Consider the following 20,513-nt stretch of genomic DNA (forward strand, 5'->3'; position numbering starts at 1 on the left):
ATATCATATGTCTCTGCTACGCTGTCATATTATGATCACGGATAAGTGATCCATCCATTACGAATTGTAATTCCTTCATTCAACTCGTACTTGCTCTTACCATTTTTCATCTTTATCGTAAGCTGCACATCATTCTTCTTAATAGTCGCCTTAAAGTCCTGCATATATCTGCTAAAAAGGAAATCATCCATAGCAACACAGGTTGTTGTAAGTGACGCAGCATCCACCGCTGTAGGATCTAGATCCTTGCGTAAATACAGCTTATCATCAACCAAATATACTATCGTCACCTTTGCCGTCTTCGTCGGTGCCGGTGCTGCTGTTGCCACCGGTGCTGCAGTTGCTCCTGCAGATGGTGTCGGTGCTGGGATCTTATCCACATCATATAAGATCAACGCCTTATGTGTGCTGTCATATTTGGCATAATTGGATGAATACGTGATATCACGTATCTGATTGAGTAACATCTGCGATTCCATCTGCAGATTCAACTCACTTTTGGAATGTCCGTAACTTTTTGTTCCTGCCGTCAGAAAAAACATGATCGCAAGCATTACAATAGAAAACATTCCCATTGATATTACAAGTTCTACTAATGTAAAACCATTTTCATCTTTGCGTCGCATCATTCATCCCCCTTCCTATCCCTGCATATGTTTGCCGGTATCTTTTACAAGCTTTACTCCATAGGAAGTAGTACCGCGTCCCTTAAATGAAATTTCTTTATAAAAAGTGCTTCCTGCAGCATCATCTGCCTTTTTACAGCATTTGAATGCTCCGCTCGCCTTATCAAAAGAAATCTTAATTACCAAATCCGATGTATCTTTACTATTCACAGAATCGCTGCCTGATGTCGCTGTAAAATCCACACCGGAACCGGCAATATCTGTTACAACTCCATCCGCCTTATGAGCAATCACATCACTCTGAGAGTTAAGACCTGTGTCTGTACCATCATTGTACATCAATGTCTGTACCCCATCGCTGTCCTTAAATAAATACAAATAGGTTGTTCCCTTCTTGGTCATGTTTTCTACCTGCGTGGTATCCAACCTTCCCAAAAATCTGGATGTCGATTTTGATGCATTTCCAGACTTGATGATCGAATATGCACCTCCGATAATCCCCGCCAGAATCGCCATAATTGCAATCGTGATGATCATTTCCACCATCGTGAAACCTCTCTCATCTCTGCTACCTCTTTGCATCTCCATCACCTCCTATTTTAATTCTTCTTCCAGTTCTCATAGCAAATACCGTTATCTCCGCTGCTATCATCTTTGGCAATAGATGATGCGATTGTCTTGCGGAAATACTTACTAAACATATTGTAAATAATTGTGTCGTTATCAAAAATCTTTTCGAGACGATCGGAATCCGCTATAACCTTAGTAGCACCACTAAATTCAATGTCTCCACCAGCAATGATCAGTCCCTTGAAGTTTTTCTCTAACTTAACATTACCGGTTGCAACAATGATTCCACCTTCCTCAGATCCGTTCCAAGTATAATCCCCCTTCTTCACAACGATAATACTATTCGCCGGAAGCTTCGGATTCGACGAACTCTTGCTCTCATAATCAGCAATCTTACCCTCGTCGAGAAGCACTGCAAATAAATTCGTCTTATCCGATGAAGTATTTGTGATACCCTTCTTCGTATATACATCGCTGTAATTATCTGACAAACGATACTGGGTAGACTTTAAGGATAAATCGTAATCGGATGTCAGCGACATCTGCAATGACATATATTCTTTACTTTTCTCTGCTGCATAGCTGCGAACTACTGCACCCTCATTGCCTGGCGACTCATCACCAATCTCGATCTTCTCCTGACCGGATGCACCATCACGATACAATATATTACCGGTCGCACAGAATACTCCGGCACCACCGCTAAACTTGATTCCTGTCGATGACATATACTTTGCATTGACATCCTTAAGGATCGCATAATCCGGACTGCACTTTGCATATGTCTGATAGAAGGAAGTCAGTTTGTCTTCTTTCACATTCAAATAGAAATAAGTCAAGGCGTCTGCTTTCACATCCGTATCATGACGATAGTAATACACAAGCGGCATAGCCGAATCTATATAATCTCTCACATCAAATTTATTGCCACCAACGAACTCATTGTATCCCTCTACATCAAATTCATATTCATCTGTAGATCCCTCTATCGGTGTAAATACAATGCCATTTGGAAATGTCGGGCCGGAAGATCCAACCTTTTTCCAATAGTCGCTCGGTACATAATAGGCAACCTGACTACTCTTTACAGTCAATGCCTCTCCTGTACGTATATCCTTGCTTCCTGCATAAGATGGACCTGCACCGTCAAGACTCTCATTTTTATTTCCCTTCTTAGAAATAAATGTCTTACCGGATAAGATCAGCTTTGATAAACTTTGTATATCTAATGTAACATTTTTTCCATTGATCACCATCGCAGAACTAAACTGTGCATTATCGGATGTTTTACCAATATTCGCTGCACTATAATCCTTGTTGTAGTTGTAACCACAATAAGAATTCTTAAAAGTGACATTGTCATTATTTCCCCAAATCTCCAAATCATCCGAAACATTTGTTTCTGCATTAATCCTTAATACATTACCGGCTGTTCCTGTGGAAGAGGCCTTGGTCTGAATATTTTCAACCCAGACATGTGCATCCAAGCCGTTCAAACCGTTAATTCTCATATAAGATCTGCCTCGAACCAAAATATCTCCGCGAGATATAATGTTCTCAGCATTTATGTTCAATGTTGCCCCATTATCTACGACAAATCCTGCCTCCGGATCCGCTTCTACATTTGGTTCCGGACTGGCTCCCGGAAGATCTCTGCGAACCGTTCCGGAATAAACGTCACCATCAATCGTTGCCGCACTGGAGCCACCATTGATCTTTACTTTGTTATCTGCGATCAACGCATAATTCAAATACTCAGAATGTGTACCGGCCTTCATCTCCGGCAGGTTCACACGAATATCTGTCGTGATCGTTGTCTGATAGTCGCCCTCTGTCTTTATAACCGTCAAATCCTTCAGTAATAAGCTATTGTCGCCACTGTCATACTCCATATCACCTTTACCATTAACATGACTCTTATATCCATCTACAAAATTACCGCCACTGTATTTGGACTGTGCCTCTGTCAAGAAGCCTCTGATGACGGAATCATGATATTTCATATTCGTCACGCCTGTGGTAATATCACAGTCTCCTTCGGACAAAGCGCTAATTACTGCATTAAAATATTTTGAAGAATACTTTCCGGTCAATGAATCTGTTGAACCGGAACGCACAGCACCATACGCTGCATATACGCTTTCATATGCATCTCTGGCTGCCGTATCTGATACATTCTCCACACCCGCTTTGATCGCATCTACGATGGAGTCTGCATTATAAAAATTGGTCTGAGATTTCTTCTGTGCCTGTTTCAGCTTAATATTGGTTACTGTCATTGAAATAACCGCTACTGCCAACAGGGAAATGAACGTCGCTGCTATGATGGTCATAACTAACGATGATCCTCTCTCATCCTTTCTGAACTTATTCATACGCTCTCCATCCTTTCCCTTCTATTTACTGAACCTTATTGCCATCTACTGAGGCCAATTTATCTGACTCATCAAATGGATAAGACCCTCCCTTATCCTTGTAAACCGATACTGTAATGTCGACCAGTCGGTTACTATCCTCTGTCGTGATCAACGTATAATTACCCGAACCATCTTTTTGCATCACCGTAGACACATTACCACTTGAGGCAATTTCATCATGACCACTTGCACATAAGTTTGTGTAAGCTTTTGTGACTGTACCTGTCAGATTCGTATCTGTTGATACTTTCATCGAATATGTCATATCACGGACGATAATGTCCGGATCGCTGTGATCTCCCGGCGTCGCCAATGAATTTGCTACACTATTCTCTGCCACAAGGTACAGTTTCATATTAGCCACACCTAATGTTGATGCAAGCGTTGATCCCTTAATCTCTACCTCATCGTTTTTCGTATCCGGCTTGTAGAATATAAAAATATTCTCAAACTTATCCGCATCGATCGACTGCTTTGCGATATCTACTTTGTAAGGATCCGGATGTGCCGTAAGAATTGCATCCGGATATTCATCCGAAGCATCCTTCACATAGCTATACTCATATGTAACTGTCGCAATGATCTTACCGGTCGATGCACCCGGCTTAATACCTACAACGATCTTACGTTTCAAATGATTTCCGATCGTCGTTGTATTGACTTTCGTTGTATCCTTCACAATCGTATTCTTATTATCCTTACAATATGTAGAGTACAAACCACCGTAATATAACTTAGCATCGGACAGATACTGTGCTGTCTCTGTTGAGATCAAGTCTTTGTTGGAATCCATCGATGGAATGATCGCCTTACTATACGATAGGTTGCGATCATACAGACCATTTGAACCATTATAAACATTATTCACTGACTTCTTTGGGGTGACATGTGCAACCACATTATAACTACTGCCATTAACAGTATAGTTCTTGTACATATCATATGCCGCCGGCGCCGATGGCAATGGAGATGCTACTGTCCAGCTTGCCTTTGGTGCCGCAGATGGGTCTGCCACCTTATCGTTATCGAGACTAAATGAAGCATTCTTTAACTCCTCGACAGCATCCTGTGCTGCAACAACAGCGTTCTGCTGCTGCTTGGTCCTTGCACTGTGCCGCATAGACTCTGAGAAATACGCCAATAACGGGATCGAAATAGTAGCAAGTACGACCGTCGTTATTACAATTTCGATCAACGTAAAACCCTTATTCTCTTTCCATAATTTTTTGATCATACTAATTTCTCCCCTACCGTCTCACTATTACTCCAATACGCCCGGATTCGTCATCCGAACCCGAGCGTAACCTATTTACTGAAAAATATTGTCTTTGCGAAGTGGTACACCGGATAATGTCAGATCCTTATACTCTTTCGCCTGTCCTCCAACTGAGAACATCTGCACGGTCATTGTACACTGTAATGCCTTAGATCCTTCATCGGATGAAATATTAACATTCGAAACATTCATTCGCTCTGAATAGTTGTTGATAAAGTTCAACACGCTCTTCAACGATTTATAATCCGTAGCAAATGTAATGCCTACATCCGAACGGTAACCGGTATAATTACCGGTGTCGGTTGACTGCGCATTCTGTGCATTGTCTGCAGCAGCAGCCTCATTCGTTGCTGCGTTAGCCGTATTATTCGTACTATTCTGTGCATTATTACCACTAGCTGTCGAATTACCACTAGCTGTCGAATTGCCACCATTCGCATCTTTCGACTGAGCATCGTCGTCTGCATTCTGTGCAACAACTTGCTCTAATGCTGCGCCATCCTGGAAGAAGATCTGATTCATTGTAAAGTTTTCCGTTGTGATCGTAAGACCCTTCACTTTCTTCTCTAACTGGTCAAAGCGATTGATCGCATCCTGCGTACGAAGCTCTGACGGATATGCAAGAAGCACCTGCTCGGTACGGGCATTCTTCTTCTCCGTATCAGCCTCTACCTGTGCTTTCTTGGATACTTTTGCACGAAGCTGTGACACTTCCATCGCCAACTGATCATTCTCTGTCGCTACTGTCTCGCGCTGCTCATTAAACTTCTGATAACCTAAGAACCATGCCAACGCTAAAATCACCAGTGCACCAAGGATCATCAATACTTTCTTATCTTTATCTGCTAATGTCGTCTTCGTCTTTGTGTTCTGTGTAGCCATTCTGTGTCACCTCCTATTACTGTGCCGTCTGTGTTGTATCTGTTGTCGTTGTATCTGCTTCATCCAGTGAGACATCCTTCTCTTCTTTCGTTGGTAACTGTGTATAATCTGCTGTTACCGAGAATGTGTATTTACCTACTTTTCCGTCATTATCTTCGCCAGTAATAGAAGCAACATTCACATTCGTCAAGAGATCAATTCCTTCAAATTCCACCAACATTTTCGCAACCGAAATTTTTGTTTTTGTTGTGATTGTCAGTGTCACTTTATCTTCTGTCGACTGTAATGTAGATACCTGCATCTGCTTTGGCAGCTTCTTCTGTAACTGCTCGATTAATGCTACCAAATTTTGATTTTTCGTCGATGTCGCCACATGCAGCGCAGCCGCATCTTCAAACTTCTTAGTCGCCTGTTCGTTCTCCGTATATACCTGATTAATGCTCTGCAGTGACTGCTTCTCCATCTTGAGATTCTCGTTCTCCTTGTTCGCACCAACAAGTCGGAACCATCCAACTGCAACGAGCGCAACTGCAACAACCACACTGCCTGCCAAGATGATCTTGACCGTTCTCATGCTTGCCGCACGACCCTGCTTGTTTTTCAGTTCCTTTAAGGAAAATCCTACCGGCTCAATCGCTGCACCGATCGCTGCGATATACTCCGTCTGATCCTGCAAGCTTCTTGCAAATCCTCTAGAGAATGTAATGTTTGTTAATTTCTCCAGCTTACGAACCGGAAGGTCCATCTCACGCTCAAACAAGGTATCCAATCCGCGGATCTTAACACCCATACCTGTGATATAAATATAACCGAGCTGGCAGTCCGGATAACGAGAGCCAAAATAATCAACCACTCGAATAACACTTAATAAAATACCGCCAACCGCATCGGTAACTGCTTTTCTTGCCTCACGGCTTTGGCCGGAGCGTTTCCACTGATCCTCGGAAATTCTTGTTCCTCGTACTGTCTCATCCTCATAATCCAATGTGGAATACACAACATTTTCACGACAGAGCATTTCCATTGCGTCCGTCTCATCGCGACACTCCAATGCCGGATGTGCTAACATCGTCTCTATAATTGTATTCGTACCATATGGAATCGTTCTCTGCATGATCTGCTGATTTTCTTTCAATACACTTACCATAGTATTTAAGGAACCAATCTGCACACACACGCTATATCCGGATCCAATATGTTTCTGCAGCACCTGCATGGAACCGTTTCCATAATAGTCAATGGATTCCACGCGAACGCCCATCAGATCTGCCAAACTATAATAATTCTGGATCAAAGAGTCCGGTGCAGCAAGAAGCAACAGCTTCAAGCTCTTTTTATCCTTTTCCTTAACTGTCTCCAACACATTGTAAGCCAATGTGTACTCATCCATATTGACCGGGAAGTAATCCTGCGCTGTCGCATTGATCAGATTGTCTAAGTTCTTCTCCGGAACGTACGGAACAGTTACCTCACGACTCGCGATCTTGCTAGATGCGATAGAGAACACAACCTCTTTTTCTTTGACACCATTGTCCTTCATCTGTTCACGAAGAAGCTGTGCCATACGATCCTTATCCTTGACATAACCGTCTTCCATAACACCTTCCGGCGTGTCAAAGGAAAAGGCATTGTACACATGAGGGTTCTTCTTCAGGAAATCAATGACAACCGCCTTGGTTACCTGTTGTCCTATCTCAATACTCAATACTTTCTTTGCCATCTATCTTGTTCCTCCCTGTCTTTTTCATCATAATTTGATCCATAGCTTCTGTACGAAATACAATAGAAACCAGTTTCATATCACACAATGTTTGACAATGCGTCAAGCACTCTGTGACAATGAAACCAAGATTTTCCATTGCTTAATCTTGGTCAAAAAAGCCCATAACAACAAAGATATGTGTGTCCTATGCCAGTCCACACAATCTCAAGTACCACTCTATTATCGGTTCACTAAATAACATTGCAAACCATATTCCCATTGAAAGATAAGGTCCTAACGCTAAGCGATGATTTGCACCACTAACTTTCATTCGTATCACATGAATGATCGATCCGGCAATACACCCTACAATAAATGCAACAATACATGCTTTCCAGCCGATCACCAGTCCTGCAACCGCCATCAGCTTTACATCGCCACCGCCAATGCCGCGTCCTACCGTCACCAAATAAATAATCAGTAGGATAACACTGACTGAAAAGAAACCAATTACATGCTCTTTCCACTGTGGTCGATCTACAACCGTAGCAATAATGCCCAACACAAGAATCACTATGTTCACCTTGTCCGGGATAATGTATTGTCTAAAATCAATGATACTTAATACTATAAGGGCGGATGTCAGGAGACAATATATCACGCTCATAACGTTGAAACCGTTCGCCAAGAAAACGATCACATATAATGCTCCATTCATTCCTTCCACGAGGGGATACTGAAGCGATAACTTCGCATGGCACTTCCTGCATCTGCCCCTTAGTATTAGGAAACTGAATAATGGGATCAGATCATACCAGCGCAGGTGATATCCACATTCCATACAATGAGAGCCTTTTAACAAACTCTCCTTCTTCGGATAACGATAAATGCAGACATTCAAGAAACTGCCTATCACTATCCCGAACATAAATACACATATGTACAAAACCAAATACGCACACCACACTGGCATAACTATTTTCTCCTTATCACTAAACTATTGTTAGTAATTAATTATTCGGAAGTTACTTCTAACTTGCCACCACAAGATGTAGTTCCTGTTTTAGCAACATATACCGTAACAACACCATCTTTACGGGATACATAAATCTTCTTTGTGGAGTTGTCGTACAACTTACTTTTCAATTTACTACATACCGTACTCTCAATAGCTGCAACTGTTGTATCAGTTGTGCCATCTTTACTTCTCAAAGACTGCAACTGGCTACCCCAATCAGCAGTAACAGTGTTCAACTCTGTCGCGTTAAAATCTCCCGGATCGCTACTAGCCTGTGAAATTGCACTTACAATATCAGTACAGAGGCTAGACAACTGCTGCTGATCCTTTGACTGACGAGACTTCTCCATATAAGGGATAACCTGTGATGCAACCACACCTACCAAGATAGCCATAATCGCCATAACGATAATCAACTCAACGAGAGAGAAACCTTTCTCTTCGTTTTCACGTAACTTTGCTAAATAATTTTTCATAACTTTAATCTCCTTTTCTTATAAAATATTTATTATAAACCACTCCTTGGCTCGTGGTTATAACACAACTTTGATTTAGTACAGAAACCGCTTTAAGAATTCTCTGCCATACTATAGATGCTAAGCATCGGTGCCATAATTGCTCCCATGATCGGAACAACAATTGCTGCCATCAAAATGATAATAAGAGGTTCCATTACTGCTGTAACCGCCTGCGTTGCCGCTTCCACTTCATCATCGTAATAGTCAGCTACTTTTTCCAGCATCTCTTCCATGTTACCCGTCTCCTCACCAATTCGTGTCATATGACACAGAAGCGGTGGAAAAACTCCACTATCTTCTAACGGCTGTGACAGTGCCACACCTCGCTCCACCTCGTTCTTTGCATCCTCAACCGCCACTTGAACCAAGCGGTTCGACATCAACTTCGCTACGATCTCTATCGCAGCAACCATTGGGATGCCAGATGCCATCAATGTACTTAATGTACGAGTTAGTCTCGCACTCGCTGATTTGATCGTGAGATCTCCAAATATCGGTGCTTTCATCGCAATTGTTCCAAAGAACACTGCTCCCTGATCCGTCTTCATAAACATACGAATTGCAACAACAATCGCAATTACTCCACCCAAGAAGAACGGCCACTTCGCGATCAGGAAATTACTAATCGCTACGACCGCCAATGTAATACCCGGCAATTTGCCACCTGCCGAATCAAACGTCTCTTGGAATGATGGTACTACCTTTACTAACATGATGATAACTACACCAATGATTACTAAAAGTAAGATACAAGGATAAATCATTGCCTGCATAACCATTCCCTTGATCTTGGCATCTTTATCAAAGTTTACCGACATTCGTTCAAATGTTGTCTCCAAGCTACCGGAAGCTTCACCGGCTTCTACCATGTTTACAAGAATACTCGGGAACACATCCGGGATCGTGCTCATCGCGCCCGCCAATGTATCACCTTTCTCTACAAGTACCTTTACTTCCTGTACCGCATTCTGTAGTTTCTTATTCTCACACTGCTCACCAAGCATTCCAAGCGCCTGGATCACGGTAACTCCGGCATGCAGGATACTTTGGAACTGCTTACAGAACACTGCCAAGTCTTTCGCCTTAACCTTACCACCAATGTTGATGCTCAGTTCCTTATTCAAGGCATTTGGTTTCTCCACCGTAATCGGTGTCAACCCCTGATTCTTCAGATTCGCTCTCGCCGCATCTAAGCTGGCAGCTTCGATCGTGCCTTTTTTCTGTTTTCCACCGGCGTCTATCGCCGTATAGTTAAACGCTGTTGTCGCCACACGTATCACCTTTTCCTTCCACTATGTATGTATGAACAATCTTCTGTATAAATGATACTCGTTTCGAATTTCACCCATATAGAATCCGTTTCGTTTCCAGGTTGTTCATAGTTTGTTCAAAAATTATACCATATTTTTTGCTTTTTTAGACAATTTTGTGTCATTTTTTCCATTTTTGTTAAAACTATCCAATTTTCTACTACCGTAGTTAGACAATATGCCGAATTTAAATATTTAGTATAATTTTTTTCGCAACTGATCCGGTTCCTGTGCAAATTCAAGTGCCTGCGTAGAATCGATCTTGCCGTCATTATATAATTTGTAAATCGCATCATCCATCGTGATCATACCCATATTCTTACTTGTCTGGATCGAAGATGAAATCTGATGTGTCTTATTCTCACGGATCAGGTTCTGGATCGCAGGTGTAGTATGCATGATCTCAAACGCCGCTACACGACCTTTGCCATCTCTCGTCGGGATCAAGGACTGAGAAATAACAGAAATCAATACATTCGCCAACTGCACACGAATCTGCTGCTGCTGATGCGGCGGGAATACGTCGATAACACGATCGACAGTTGCTGCTGCACCAATGGTATGCAAGGTTGAAAATACCAAGTGACCGGTCTCAGCCGCAGTAATCGCTGATGAAATCGTCTCCAAGTCACGCATCTCGCCGACGAGGATAACATCCGGATCCTCACGGAGTGCTGCACGGAGCGCTGCGCTAAAGGACATCGTATCCATTCCTACTTCACGCTGATTGATAATGGACGCCTTATGAAAATGTTCGTACTCGATCGGGTCCTCCATTGTGATAATATGTTCTGCACGTTCTGTATTAATAATATCTATGAGCGATGCCAACGTGGTAGATTTACCACTACCGGTCGGTCCTGTCACTAAGACAAGTCCACGCTTTTTCTTGGTAAGCTCTACGACTGACGGTGGCAGCCCCAAAGACTCTGCACTGGGAATCTCCGTACTGATCAAACGAATAACCGTACCCAATGCACCTTTCTGCTTGAGTACGTTCACACGGAATCGGCCATTTCCCGGAATGGCGTGTGAGAAATCCGCCTCACCCGTCTCATCCAGCGATGCACGCAATCGTTCCGGCACCATCGGCATGATCAATTCCGCGGTGTCTGCTGCCGACAACGGTTCCCTTGTAATTTTCCTTAATTCACCGTGCACACGGCATTTTGCCTCTGCTCCTGCAGCTACATGAAGATCGGATGCACCGATCTTACGTGCCTGTGCAAGCAGATCATTAATCGTAAAACTTAACATGTCTGTTCCCCCATTTTGTGCTTAGATTTTTAGTTCTATCCGATAAGGTCTAACAATAGCCCTCTCTTTTTACTCTTCTCCATATGCAACACGATGTACTTCTTCAATCGTCGTAATACCCTGTAATACATATTGATTTGCTGAAGTGACAAGTGTTTTCATTCCTTCTCGAATCGCCTGATTCTCAATCTCCTCCGCTGATCCCTCGCGAATAATGATTCGCTTGATCATATTAGACATTGGCATGATCTCATAAATACCGACACGACCCTGATATCCCGATCCGCCGCATCTCATGCAATCACTGCCGACATTTGCCTGCGGTACAAGAATCTCTCTGCTCCGGTATTCCGGCCGGATATGCATTTCTTCCTTTTCGAATTCCGTCAACGGAACCATCTTCTTACAATCCGGGCATACACGTCGAAGCAGTCGCTGTGCAATAACACCAACAACAGCATCTGCAATCATGTAACTCTCTATATCCATATCTGCCAAACGGGTGATCGTACTTGCCGCACTATTTGTATGCAGCGTGCTTACTACCAAGTGACCGGTAATAGACGCTTCAACGGCAATATTAGCAGTCTCTTGGTCACGGATCTCACCGATCATGATGATGTCCGGATCCTGACGCAAGATAGAACGAAGTGCCGATGCAAAGGTAAGTCCCGCCTTCGGGTTGGTCTGTACCTGATTTATCCCGGCAAGGTTTGCCTCTACCGGGTCCTCTACGGTGATAATATTAACGCCCTCTGTATTCAATTCGCTAAGTGCCGTATACAATGTCGTAGATTTACCACTACCGGTTGGTCCTGTTACAAGGATAATACCGTGCGGGTGCGCCAAAATCTTATCGAACTTCGCTAAATCATCCGGCTGGAATCCCAAATCCTTCTTATCTCTCGTCAGCGCCTTCTTCTGCGTCAAACGCATTACGACTTTCTCGCCGTATACCGTCGGCAAGTTAGATACACGGAGATCGAACTCCTGTCGATCAACGATAACACTCATACGACCATCCTGTGGCTTACGTTTCTCTGAAATGTCCATACCGCTGACAATCTTGATACGAGCGACCAGCGCCGGGAACAGCGTAATATCATGCCGCATCGCCTCTTGAAGCACACCGTCCACTCGGAATCGGATACGAAGCTGCTCTTCCATCGGCTCAAAGTGAATATCACTGGCTCTTTTATGTACTGCCTGCTCAATAATCTGATTTAAGAGTCGTACGATCGGTGCCTGCTTAATCTCCTCTGACTCCTCATTACGATTCTCTCTATTACCATAACGCTCCTGATGCTCTTTCGTGAACTGATCTGCCACTTTCATTGCTTCCGCATTACCAAAGTAACGATCAAGCGCCTGCGCTACATCCTTTACTGTAGTAACATGAGCCTCGATGCGAAGACCTGTCACGATAGACAGATCATCTAACGCTCCGAGATCCATCGGATCACTCATTGCTACACGGAGCACATTCGGATTCTCCGGATCAAACTCATATGGCATCAACATATATTTACGAAGCAATTTCTCATCAACCAATGTGAGCACATTGTCTTCTATATGATAATCCGCTAAGCGAACCCTCGTCAAATTCAACTGTCTGCTCAGTACCTCTGCGATATCATCATCAGATGCAAAGCCAAGATCGATCAGCACAGTACCAAGTTTCTGTCTGACATCACCTTCCTTTTGTGCCTGTAATGCCTGTTGAAGCTGTTCGTCATTGATCAAGCCACCTTCAATCAGCAAATCTCCTAAACGTTTCTTACGACGTCCTCTTGATGCACCAAAACTATCCATCTTCCCCTCCTGCTCATACTTTTTGCATATTTTCTTCCTTCTCGTTGTGTTGTTGCTATTATTCTCGCTCCGGGCATGTGTGCCATCACATACAACAAGGCATACTTACCCACATTTAATTCTATTATAGTAGTTTTTGGCATATAACGCAAGTATTTGCTATAAGATCCCATCTGATTTAGCGCAAACATATGCTATATATGTGTCTTTTATCTTTCTGGTATTGCATACAAAACCAACTCTCGTAAGTCAAATCCATGATATCTTAAATAAAATCGGTACGGATAGTCAGAAACAATCCTTTTTAATTCATGAAACAATACCGGTATATCGTCCACCTTATGATATACGCAAATAGCACATATCGGATGATCCGTCTGTATTGTCTTTATCGAACCCCGAAGCGTCTCAAACTCGCTCCCCTCTACATCCATTTTAATATAATCAACCGGCATAGAAAGCGTCTGCATCACACGGTCAACAGAGTCAACTTCTATTGCATATTCTCCATCTTCACATATTGACGAGCTGGATCCTGTTGACGAAAAATACAATTTATTTTGCTCCGACCAGCTTCCTTTTTGAATAATTGTTATTTTTTTACCCGACAATTGATTTTTCTTAATTTTTCTCTTTATTTCACCAACATTATGGATATCAGGTTCAAAGCATACAATCCTCTCAATCGTTTCTTGATATACCTGTTCAACTGTTTCCGCCGTATCCCCATTGTATGCACCACAATCCACAAAACAATGTATTGCCGCATCTTTTGTCAAATCATTAAAATATTGGTCTTCTGTACACAAACTTGCAATTATACTATCATCACCTGATATACAGGCATTTATATATGTTTCCAAAATCAATTTTGATCGGTTATCTGATAAATTATAATAAACATCCTCAAAATCCACCATAAGACTTTCATATATCTCTTGATTTAAATAATTTCCATATGCATTCATGCTATACGGAAAAAGAAAGGAATAACATTTTACATATCGCGGAAGCCTCTCTTTCAAAGCCTTGGCTTGCTTTTGTCCTACGAATCCACATATAATAAAATCACTGTCCGTTGCCTGTGAAATCCACTCACTGGATTTTAGGACATCGCGTCCCAAAAATTTATTATTTTCATAATATTGATCGTCAACAATATACGCAGATATCTCCTTGAGTCCGCAATGTAACATATAATTTGTTATCGTCTCCGCTGTTTTGGAGCATCCCCATATAAGCACTCTCGCATCAATATTATCAGACAGATGTCTTTGTATGTCCTGTATCGTTTTTTTTCGTACATCACATTGTTGTATATTCATGCAAAAATCCACCTTTCCCATAAGCATCCATTGTTTCATCCTAGCATTTACTTTGAACACCGTCAACATAACTGCTTTTCATTTGTCATACAATATTGTTCATTTTTCCTATGTATGGTATTATATCAAAAAAGCTTTCGGAGGAAAACCTATGTTACAAAAATTAAATTTTAATATAAAAAACAAACTAAATAATAACACATTGATACCGTACCTTGTATCATTCATAGTGCCAATGATCATTCTTCTATGTGTCAAATTAGTATACCAGGCAACACCATTTAAGCTTTATTCCATACAGCTTTCTAGTTTACATATACTTTGCAACGGTTGTGCAGGTTTATCATTTTATTATTTTTGTAATAAATCTACAACAATCAATTTACCAACGCCATGGCTACGTCATATTTTTTCTTTGGCCTATGCACTATGCTCTTACGGGATATGTCAGCAACAGTCCCTGCTATCCTTACTCTTTTTTGCCTTTTTCCCAATTGCTTTTTATTATGCAGATTACTCTATCGAACACGGTCATTACATCCGCATGATACTTTGCAATGCATGTTTATTACTTTTAGATCCCCACATGGCATTTCCCATACTTTTATTATTATTCATATATACAAATATTAGTTTATTGATTAAACATAATTTTTCTCTTGGTACATTATCACATATAATTATATGCTACGTATTATCCTTTTTATGCGGAGCTGCACGCTGGATGTTTTTCTATGCACCTTACTGGCATGAACATTCTGCGTACAGTTACTCCGGCTTCACTACTAACTATTCATGGTCAACATTTTTATCACGTTTATTTTTAGGTAACACCCCATCCTCTCTTTTTTCAATGTCGGGACAGTATATGGATTTTTATGTCGGAATGGCCTTTTTTTTACTATGCATTATTTTCTTTTTTCAACAAAACCATTCTTATAGAGAAAAAATAGGATACTTATTCTTTTCACTTATAATTATTATAGAACTCAACCTTTCTCCAGTGCAATATCTTTTTCATGGATTATTGAATTTACAGTATTCTATGATACCAGAATCTTTCTTTTTAACATTTTGGATGTTATATTTAGCAGCTCGAAGTCTATCCAGCGCACAGAACATTCGTAGGATATCACTGTTGTCAGCGTTTATACTTTTTGGTGTCTCTTTAGGAATATCACTGCTATATTTATTGCACAACATGATATTGATATTTGTACCTATTACGATCATATTGTCATTATTTTACTGTTTTTATTTTTATATTGTTTACACTCACACATCATCCAAGCATAAATATGCCATTTTCTACATTGCCCTTCTTATCGAATGCACAATTAATATTTGCTGCATTACTAATTTAAATTTATGTCCAAAGACTGTCTCCGCATACCCTAAGAATATCTTTCAATCCGAGAGTTTACAAAAAAAATCTTCAAACAAAGAAGCAATTATGTATCAAAACTATTTCAAAGACCACCTAGATAGCGAATTATATTCTACTCTAAACGATTTAGATTCTCTTAATTTGTGTACTAAGAAAGAAATACAAAAGGACGCAAAAAAAGATTTACCTAATATATTTGATAAGTATAATTGTATGGTTCATAAATTAGGCATCCGAGATGATCTGTTCACTACAAGTCCCGCAACTTTGTCATTTCTGAATTCTCGAAACTATACCGTTACGCAAACACGAGACTCCTTATTTAATGTTAATTTTAATGCCGATAGCTCCAATACTGACGGTTACTTTTATTTAACATATAAAATTAATAATACCGAAACTCTTAACAATACAATTTATATATGGAATTCTTATATAGATTCTACTTTATTGTCATACACAAAAGAGCAATTGACTAACTCGAAGATTGGATACATTCGCTTTAACGGAAAAAGCGGTGATAACTATAACGTAAACTTTCTAATGTATAGCATTAACGAAGAAATACTTCCACAACTTAAAGATGCCATAACAACTTATAACTCCAAACTGCCGTCCACCAGCTTTATACAGATTGATTATATTGGAGTTGTCTGCAGTTATCTTGGTTTAATAATTATACTATTTTTGACTTTTTATGATAAAAAAGAGCATTCAATTAAAAAAATAAGAAATATAGGAACTACACTAAATAATAATTCAATGATTAAGAAACTGTCTAAATTTATATATAGCAATCGCATATACATACTTGCTTATGCAATTCCAACAACCATTTATCTCATCATGATGATTGTAAACGATTGCATTCCATTTGGCAATTTGTCTTTCTTGGATGAGGATGGAATTGGCTTAACCTTTCCAACAAAATTAGACTCTATTTATTCCGCTAAAATAGGCAATAAATACTTAAGCTTAAATGCAGGATATAACACAAACCTGTACACAAACAACACATTAAACGACGTGTTATCCGTACTATATAAAAATATTTCTCCAAACGCGGTAGCTATGCTTCTTACCCTATCTGTCGGAATATGTATTGGTTTTTGTAGCTTATCAATGTGTTTTTACTTAACTCATAGATTAAGAGAAAAACAGGCAAATAAATCAGATATTCGACTGTTACTTCCTTCACTGATTTATTCACTAAATGCATATATGTTATCTATGCATGGTTTTACCAATTGGTATATTACTTTAGCTGCATTTCCTCTCTTGATATACTCGATCGAACAATTAATATATCTTAAGAAAAGCTGCTTATATATTGCACTACTATCTTTTTGTATTATTACAAATTTAATGTTAGGAATGTATATGTGTATTTTTTTAGTAATTTACTTTTTCACTTGTAAATTCGAAAATTGGAAACAATTTTTATTTACAGGGATTAGATTTGCTATTTGTTCCATTATTGCTGCTGGTAATAGTTTTTTTGTAATATACAACACTGTAAATGCGTCGAAAAATCTAATGTATAAAAGTAATGATTCGATCCTCCCTACCATTGGACTACACGGGAATTTTTTGACTCAATGGAAAAACTATATGCTATTTATCCCCACTTCTACCGTCACAACAGACAATAATTATGCTGCACTATACTGCGGAATACTAGTATTGTTATTAGTTTTTCATTATTTCTTCTGTTCAAATATCAAGCTCACAGAGAAAATACGACAATTAATTCCTATCATTTTTCTTTCAATCAGTTTCAACGGGAATATGCTCTCATATCTTTGGAATGGACTCCATTACCAAACCAAAGTACCTAATCGATATGTTTTTATTTTGATGTTTTTATTTGCAAACATGGTATACGATTCTATTAGAGCGTATTCCAAAAGCAATAAATTATGTATTGCTATTTCAACGATATCGGTAACCACTTTCCTGCTAATTTGTTATTCTTTCAACTTAAATTCAACAACTTATGCTTTTATATGCTCTATAATAGTATGCATTATTTATACAATCGCACTGTTATTCTTTAACAAAAAGTACTCTAAACAATTTTACAGATTTATTATACTTGTATTTATTTTGGAACTTGCGACAAATGGTATTTTTGTATCATCCCGATGGCAACTTGCAAATATAACAAATTATGAAAATTTTGTAGAGCAACGTAATTTATTTAAATCAAAAGAAACTTCATTTACTAGACATGTATATTTAACAAGCTATACTAATGTCGGTGAAGTTTATGATACGCCCTCCATCAGCGCATTCAACTCTTTCATAAACAATTACCAGCGCAATCTAAATATTCTTTTAGGATTCTGTACAGGCGCAAATACTATTTCTGCACAGCATCTTTCAACACCATTAGGACTAGATTTAAGCTGTAGTAGATATATTTTGATTCCTCAGAATGGCAATCAGGTTCAATACGATCTAAGCCACTATAATTACGTAGGTATGATCAATTCATATTTTGTTTACGAAAATCCAAATGCACTTTCTCTAGGCCTTTATGCACCTGAAGAAATAACTCACTTTTCTAAAGATATAATAAATTTTGCACCCGATTATTACAATGGATTATCTGTCCTGCTAACAGGTAACGACAATGCCTTGCTAACGTATCAATACATACAATATAGTGATGACACAACCAAAAATAATTCTTTTTACTTCACCGACGAACTTGGCAATAAATTAAGTTATCAGGAAGCTGAGGCATTATACAATACTTTAGATAATGGTGAAAATTACAAATTACAAATCCATATCCGTTATAAAGCTGAGACTACTGGGTATGTATACTTTTATCCCAATGAATTTGTCGGCATAAACGATGCAAAAGAGGGACAGACCTTTGAAACCACGATAGCATTTCCAAATATGTCCGTAGAATTTCGTGATGCCTATAATATAGTCATTATGAATACATCTTCTTATCAAAACCTGCAAAAAACTTTGTCCAAAAATCAGTTAGAAAATATCTCGATCAAAAACGATACGATAACTGGTACAACAAATTATGAGAAAGATGGATATACCATGTTAAGCCTTGCCTACGATAAAGGTTGGTCCGCTTACATTGACGGCAAAAAAGTAGCGGTTGAAAATCCATATGATGCCGGCATTTATATCAAAACTCCTGCCGGAAAGCATACGCTTACATTGAAGTTTGAACCATATGGCATGAAGTCAAGCCGTATGATTTCAGCATGCTTTTGGATTTTAACCGCTCTGGTATACGGATTACAGCGTCTGATCAGACGCCGTAAAAATACTTTAATGTCTGAATAATATATTCTACCTGCTCCGATTGCAAATCGTAATACAACGGCAGTCGGAGCAATTTTTCACTTTCCTTGGTCGTATAAACATCTTCACCTGAAAATCGTCCATATTTCCTTCCTGCCTGTGAAGAATGTAACGGTACATAATGAAATACTGCTTTAATGTCATGCTCTGCTAAATATTGTATTAGTTTAGACCTCTCTTCGATATCTCCCACTTTAATGTAATACATATGAGCATTGTGCTCACAGCCTTCGGGAATGTAAGGTGTATCTATATATTTGAGTTCTCGCAACTCCTCGTCATATTGTTTCCAAATGGATAACCGTTTGTTATTGATCTGATCAGCAATTTCAAGTTGTGCCCATAAATATGCCGCATTAAGATCACTTGGCAAATACGATGATCCCACATCACACCAAGAGTATTTATCCACCTCACCTCGGTAAAACTTAGAACGATCAGTTCCCTTTTCGCGAATGATTTCGGCGCGTTCTATGAACTGTTGCTCCCTAATCAATATCGCACCGCCTTCACCCATGGAATAATTTTTTGTTTCATGGAAACTATAGCATCCAAAGTCTCCAATGCTCCCCAATGCTTTTCCCTTATAATATGCTTTAACCCCTTGCGCAGCATCCTCAACAACATACAAATTATGCAATCTTGCAATTTCCATTATTTTATCCATTTCACAGGAAACCCCTGCATAATGAACCGGAACAATTGCCTTTGTTTTATCTGTAATTGCCTCCTCAATCAAATTTTCATTGATGTTCATTGTATCAGGACGAATGTCAACAAAAACGATCTTAGCTCCACGCATCACGAAGGCATCCGCAGTAGACACAAAAGTATACGAAGGCATGATCACTTCATCTTCTGGCTGAATGTCACACAGCAAAGCTGCCATTTCCAATGCATGTGTACATGAAGTCGTCAGCATTGCAGCACTGGTTCTGGTTTCATTTTCTAACCATGTCCGGCATTTTTGACTGAATACTCCATCTCCACATATTTTATGTGCATCCACTGTCTGCTTCATATATTCCAATTCTTTTCCCACAAAAGGAGCAATGTTAAATCCTATCATAATAA

14 protein-coding genes are annotated in these 20,513 nt (G+C 39.8%); 1 reads left to right on the forward strand and 13 read right to left on the reverse strand.

The genetic code is table 11. From position 1 onward, the window contains the following. Positions 1–35: 35 nt before the first annotated feature. The 12 genes from ACSAJE_RS04100 to ACSAJE_RS04155 all read right to left on the reverse strand — a co-directional run bounded on the left by ACSAJE_RS04100 (position 36) and on the right by ACSAJE_RS04155 (position 14,713). A complete protein-coding gene (locus ACSAJE_RS04100) occupies positions 36–629 on the reverse strand; it encodes a PulJ/GspJ family protein (RefSeq protein ID WP_458009744.1) in 594 nt (197 codons plus the stop codon). Between the two features lie 12 nt (positions 630–641). Further along, positions 642–1,208: a prepilin-type N-terminal cleavage/methylation domain-containing protein gene (locus ACSAJE_RS04105; protein ID WP_182448286.1), complete on the reverse strand. Its 567-nt coding sequence runs from the start codon at positions 1,206–1,208 to the stop codon at positions 642–644. A gap of 17 nt (positions 1,209–1,225) precedes the next feature. Further along, the gene (locus ACSAJE_RS04110; RefSeq protein WP_458009745.1) at positions 1,226–3,571 is read right to left on the reverse strand and encodes a TadE/TadG family type IV pilus assembly protein; all 2,346 of its coding nucleotides are present in this window, start codon (positions 3,569–3,571) and stop codon (positions 1,226–1,228) included. A 25-nt stretch (positions 3,572–3,596) separates the two neighbouring features. After that, entirely contained in the window at positions 3,597–4,847 is a 1,251-nt protein-coding gene (locus ACSAJE_RS04115; RefSeq protein ID WP_118690903.1) for a type II secretion system protein, read from the reverse strand. Positions 4,848–4,922: 75 nt separating this feature from the next. Continuing rightward, positions 4,923–5,771 carry a hypothetical protein gene (locus tag ACSAJE_RS04120; RefSeq protein ID WP_458009746.1) on the reverse strand — a complete coding sequence of 283 codons (849 nt, stop codon included), beginning with the start codon at positions 5,769–5,771 and terminating at the stop codon, positions 4,923–4,925. Positions 5,772–5,787: 16 nt separating this feature from the next. Further along, entirely contained in the window at positions 5,788–7,491 is a 1,704-nt protein-coding gene (gene pilM, locus ACSAJE_RS04125; protein ID WP_458009747.1) for a pilus assembly protein PilM, read from the reverse strand. A 187-nt stretch (positions 7,492–7,678) separates the two neighbouring features. After that, positions 7,679–8,446, reverse strand: a complete 768-nt coding sequence (locus tag ACSAJE_RS04130) for a prepilin peptidase (RefSeq protein WP_458009748.1) — start codon at positions 8,444–8,446, stop codon at positions 7,679–7,681. Positions 8,447–8,487: 41 nt separating this feature from the next. Further along, positions 8,488–8,967 (reverse strand): type II secretion system protein, encoded by a 480-nt coding sequence (locus tag ACSAJE_RS04135; protein WP_458009749.1) that lies wholly within the window; start codon positions 8,965–8,967, stop codon positions 8,488–8,490. A gap of 92 nt (positions 8,968–9,059) precedes the next feature. Next, positions 9,060–10,289 carry a type II secretion system F family protein gene (locus ACSAJE_RS04140; protein ID WP_458009750.1) on the reverse strand — a complete coding sequence of 410 codons (1,230 nt, stop codon included), beginning with the start codon at positions 10,287–10,289 and terminating at the stop codon, positions 9,060–9,062. Between the two features lie 225 nt (positions 10,290–10,514). Continuing rightward, complete coding sequence (locus ACSAJE_RS04145; protein ID WP_118506796.1) at positions 10,515–11,576, reverse strand: type IV pilus twitching motility protein PilT; 1,062 nt, start codon at positions 11,574–11,576, stop codon at positions 10,515–10,517. A 69-nt stretch (positions 11,577–11,645) separates the two neighbouring features. Then, positions 11,646–13,388 (reverse strand): GspE/PulE family protein, encoded by a 1,743-nt coding sequence (locus ACSAJE_RS04150; RefSeq protein ID WP_458009751.1) that lies wholly within the window; start codon positions 13,386–13,388, stop codon positions 11,646–11,648. A gap of 209 nt (positions 13,389–13,597) precedes the next feature. After that, positions 13,598–14,713 carry an FkbM family methyltransferase gene (locus tag ACSAJE_RS04155; protein WP_458009752.1) on the reverse strand — a complete coding sequence of 372 codons (1,116 nt, stop codon included), beginning with the start codon at positions 14,711–14,713 and terminating at the stop codon, positions 13,598–13,600. Between the two features lie 151 nt (positions 14,714–14,864). On the opposite strand from ACSAJE_RS04155, the gene ACSAJE_RS04160 reads away from it, so the two are divergent. Continuing rightward, positions 14,865–19,421 (forward strand): YfhO family protein, encoded by a 4,557-nt coding sequence (locus ACSAJE_RS04160; RefSeq protein WP_458009753.1) that lies wholly within the window; start codon positions 14,865–14,867, stop codon positions 19,419–19,421. Here ACSAJE_RS04160 and rffA read toward each other — a convergent pair. Next, positions 19,387–20,508: a dTDP-4-amino-4,6-dideoxygalactose transaminase gene (rffA, locus tag ACSAJE_RS04165; protein WP_458009754.1), complete on the reverse strand. Its 1,122-nt coding sequence runs from the start codon at positions 20,506–20,508 to the stop codon at positions 19,387–19,389. The two genes, ACSAJE_RS04160 and rffA, sit on opposite strands and share 35 nt — an antisense overlap. Between the last annotated feature and the right edge of the window lie 5 nt (positions 20,509–20,513).

This window comes from Jutongia sp. SJQ-6, assembly GCF_054161275.1.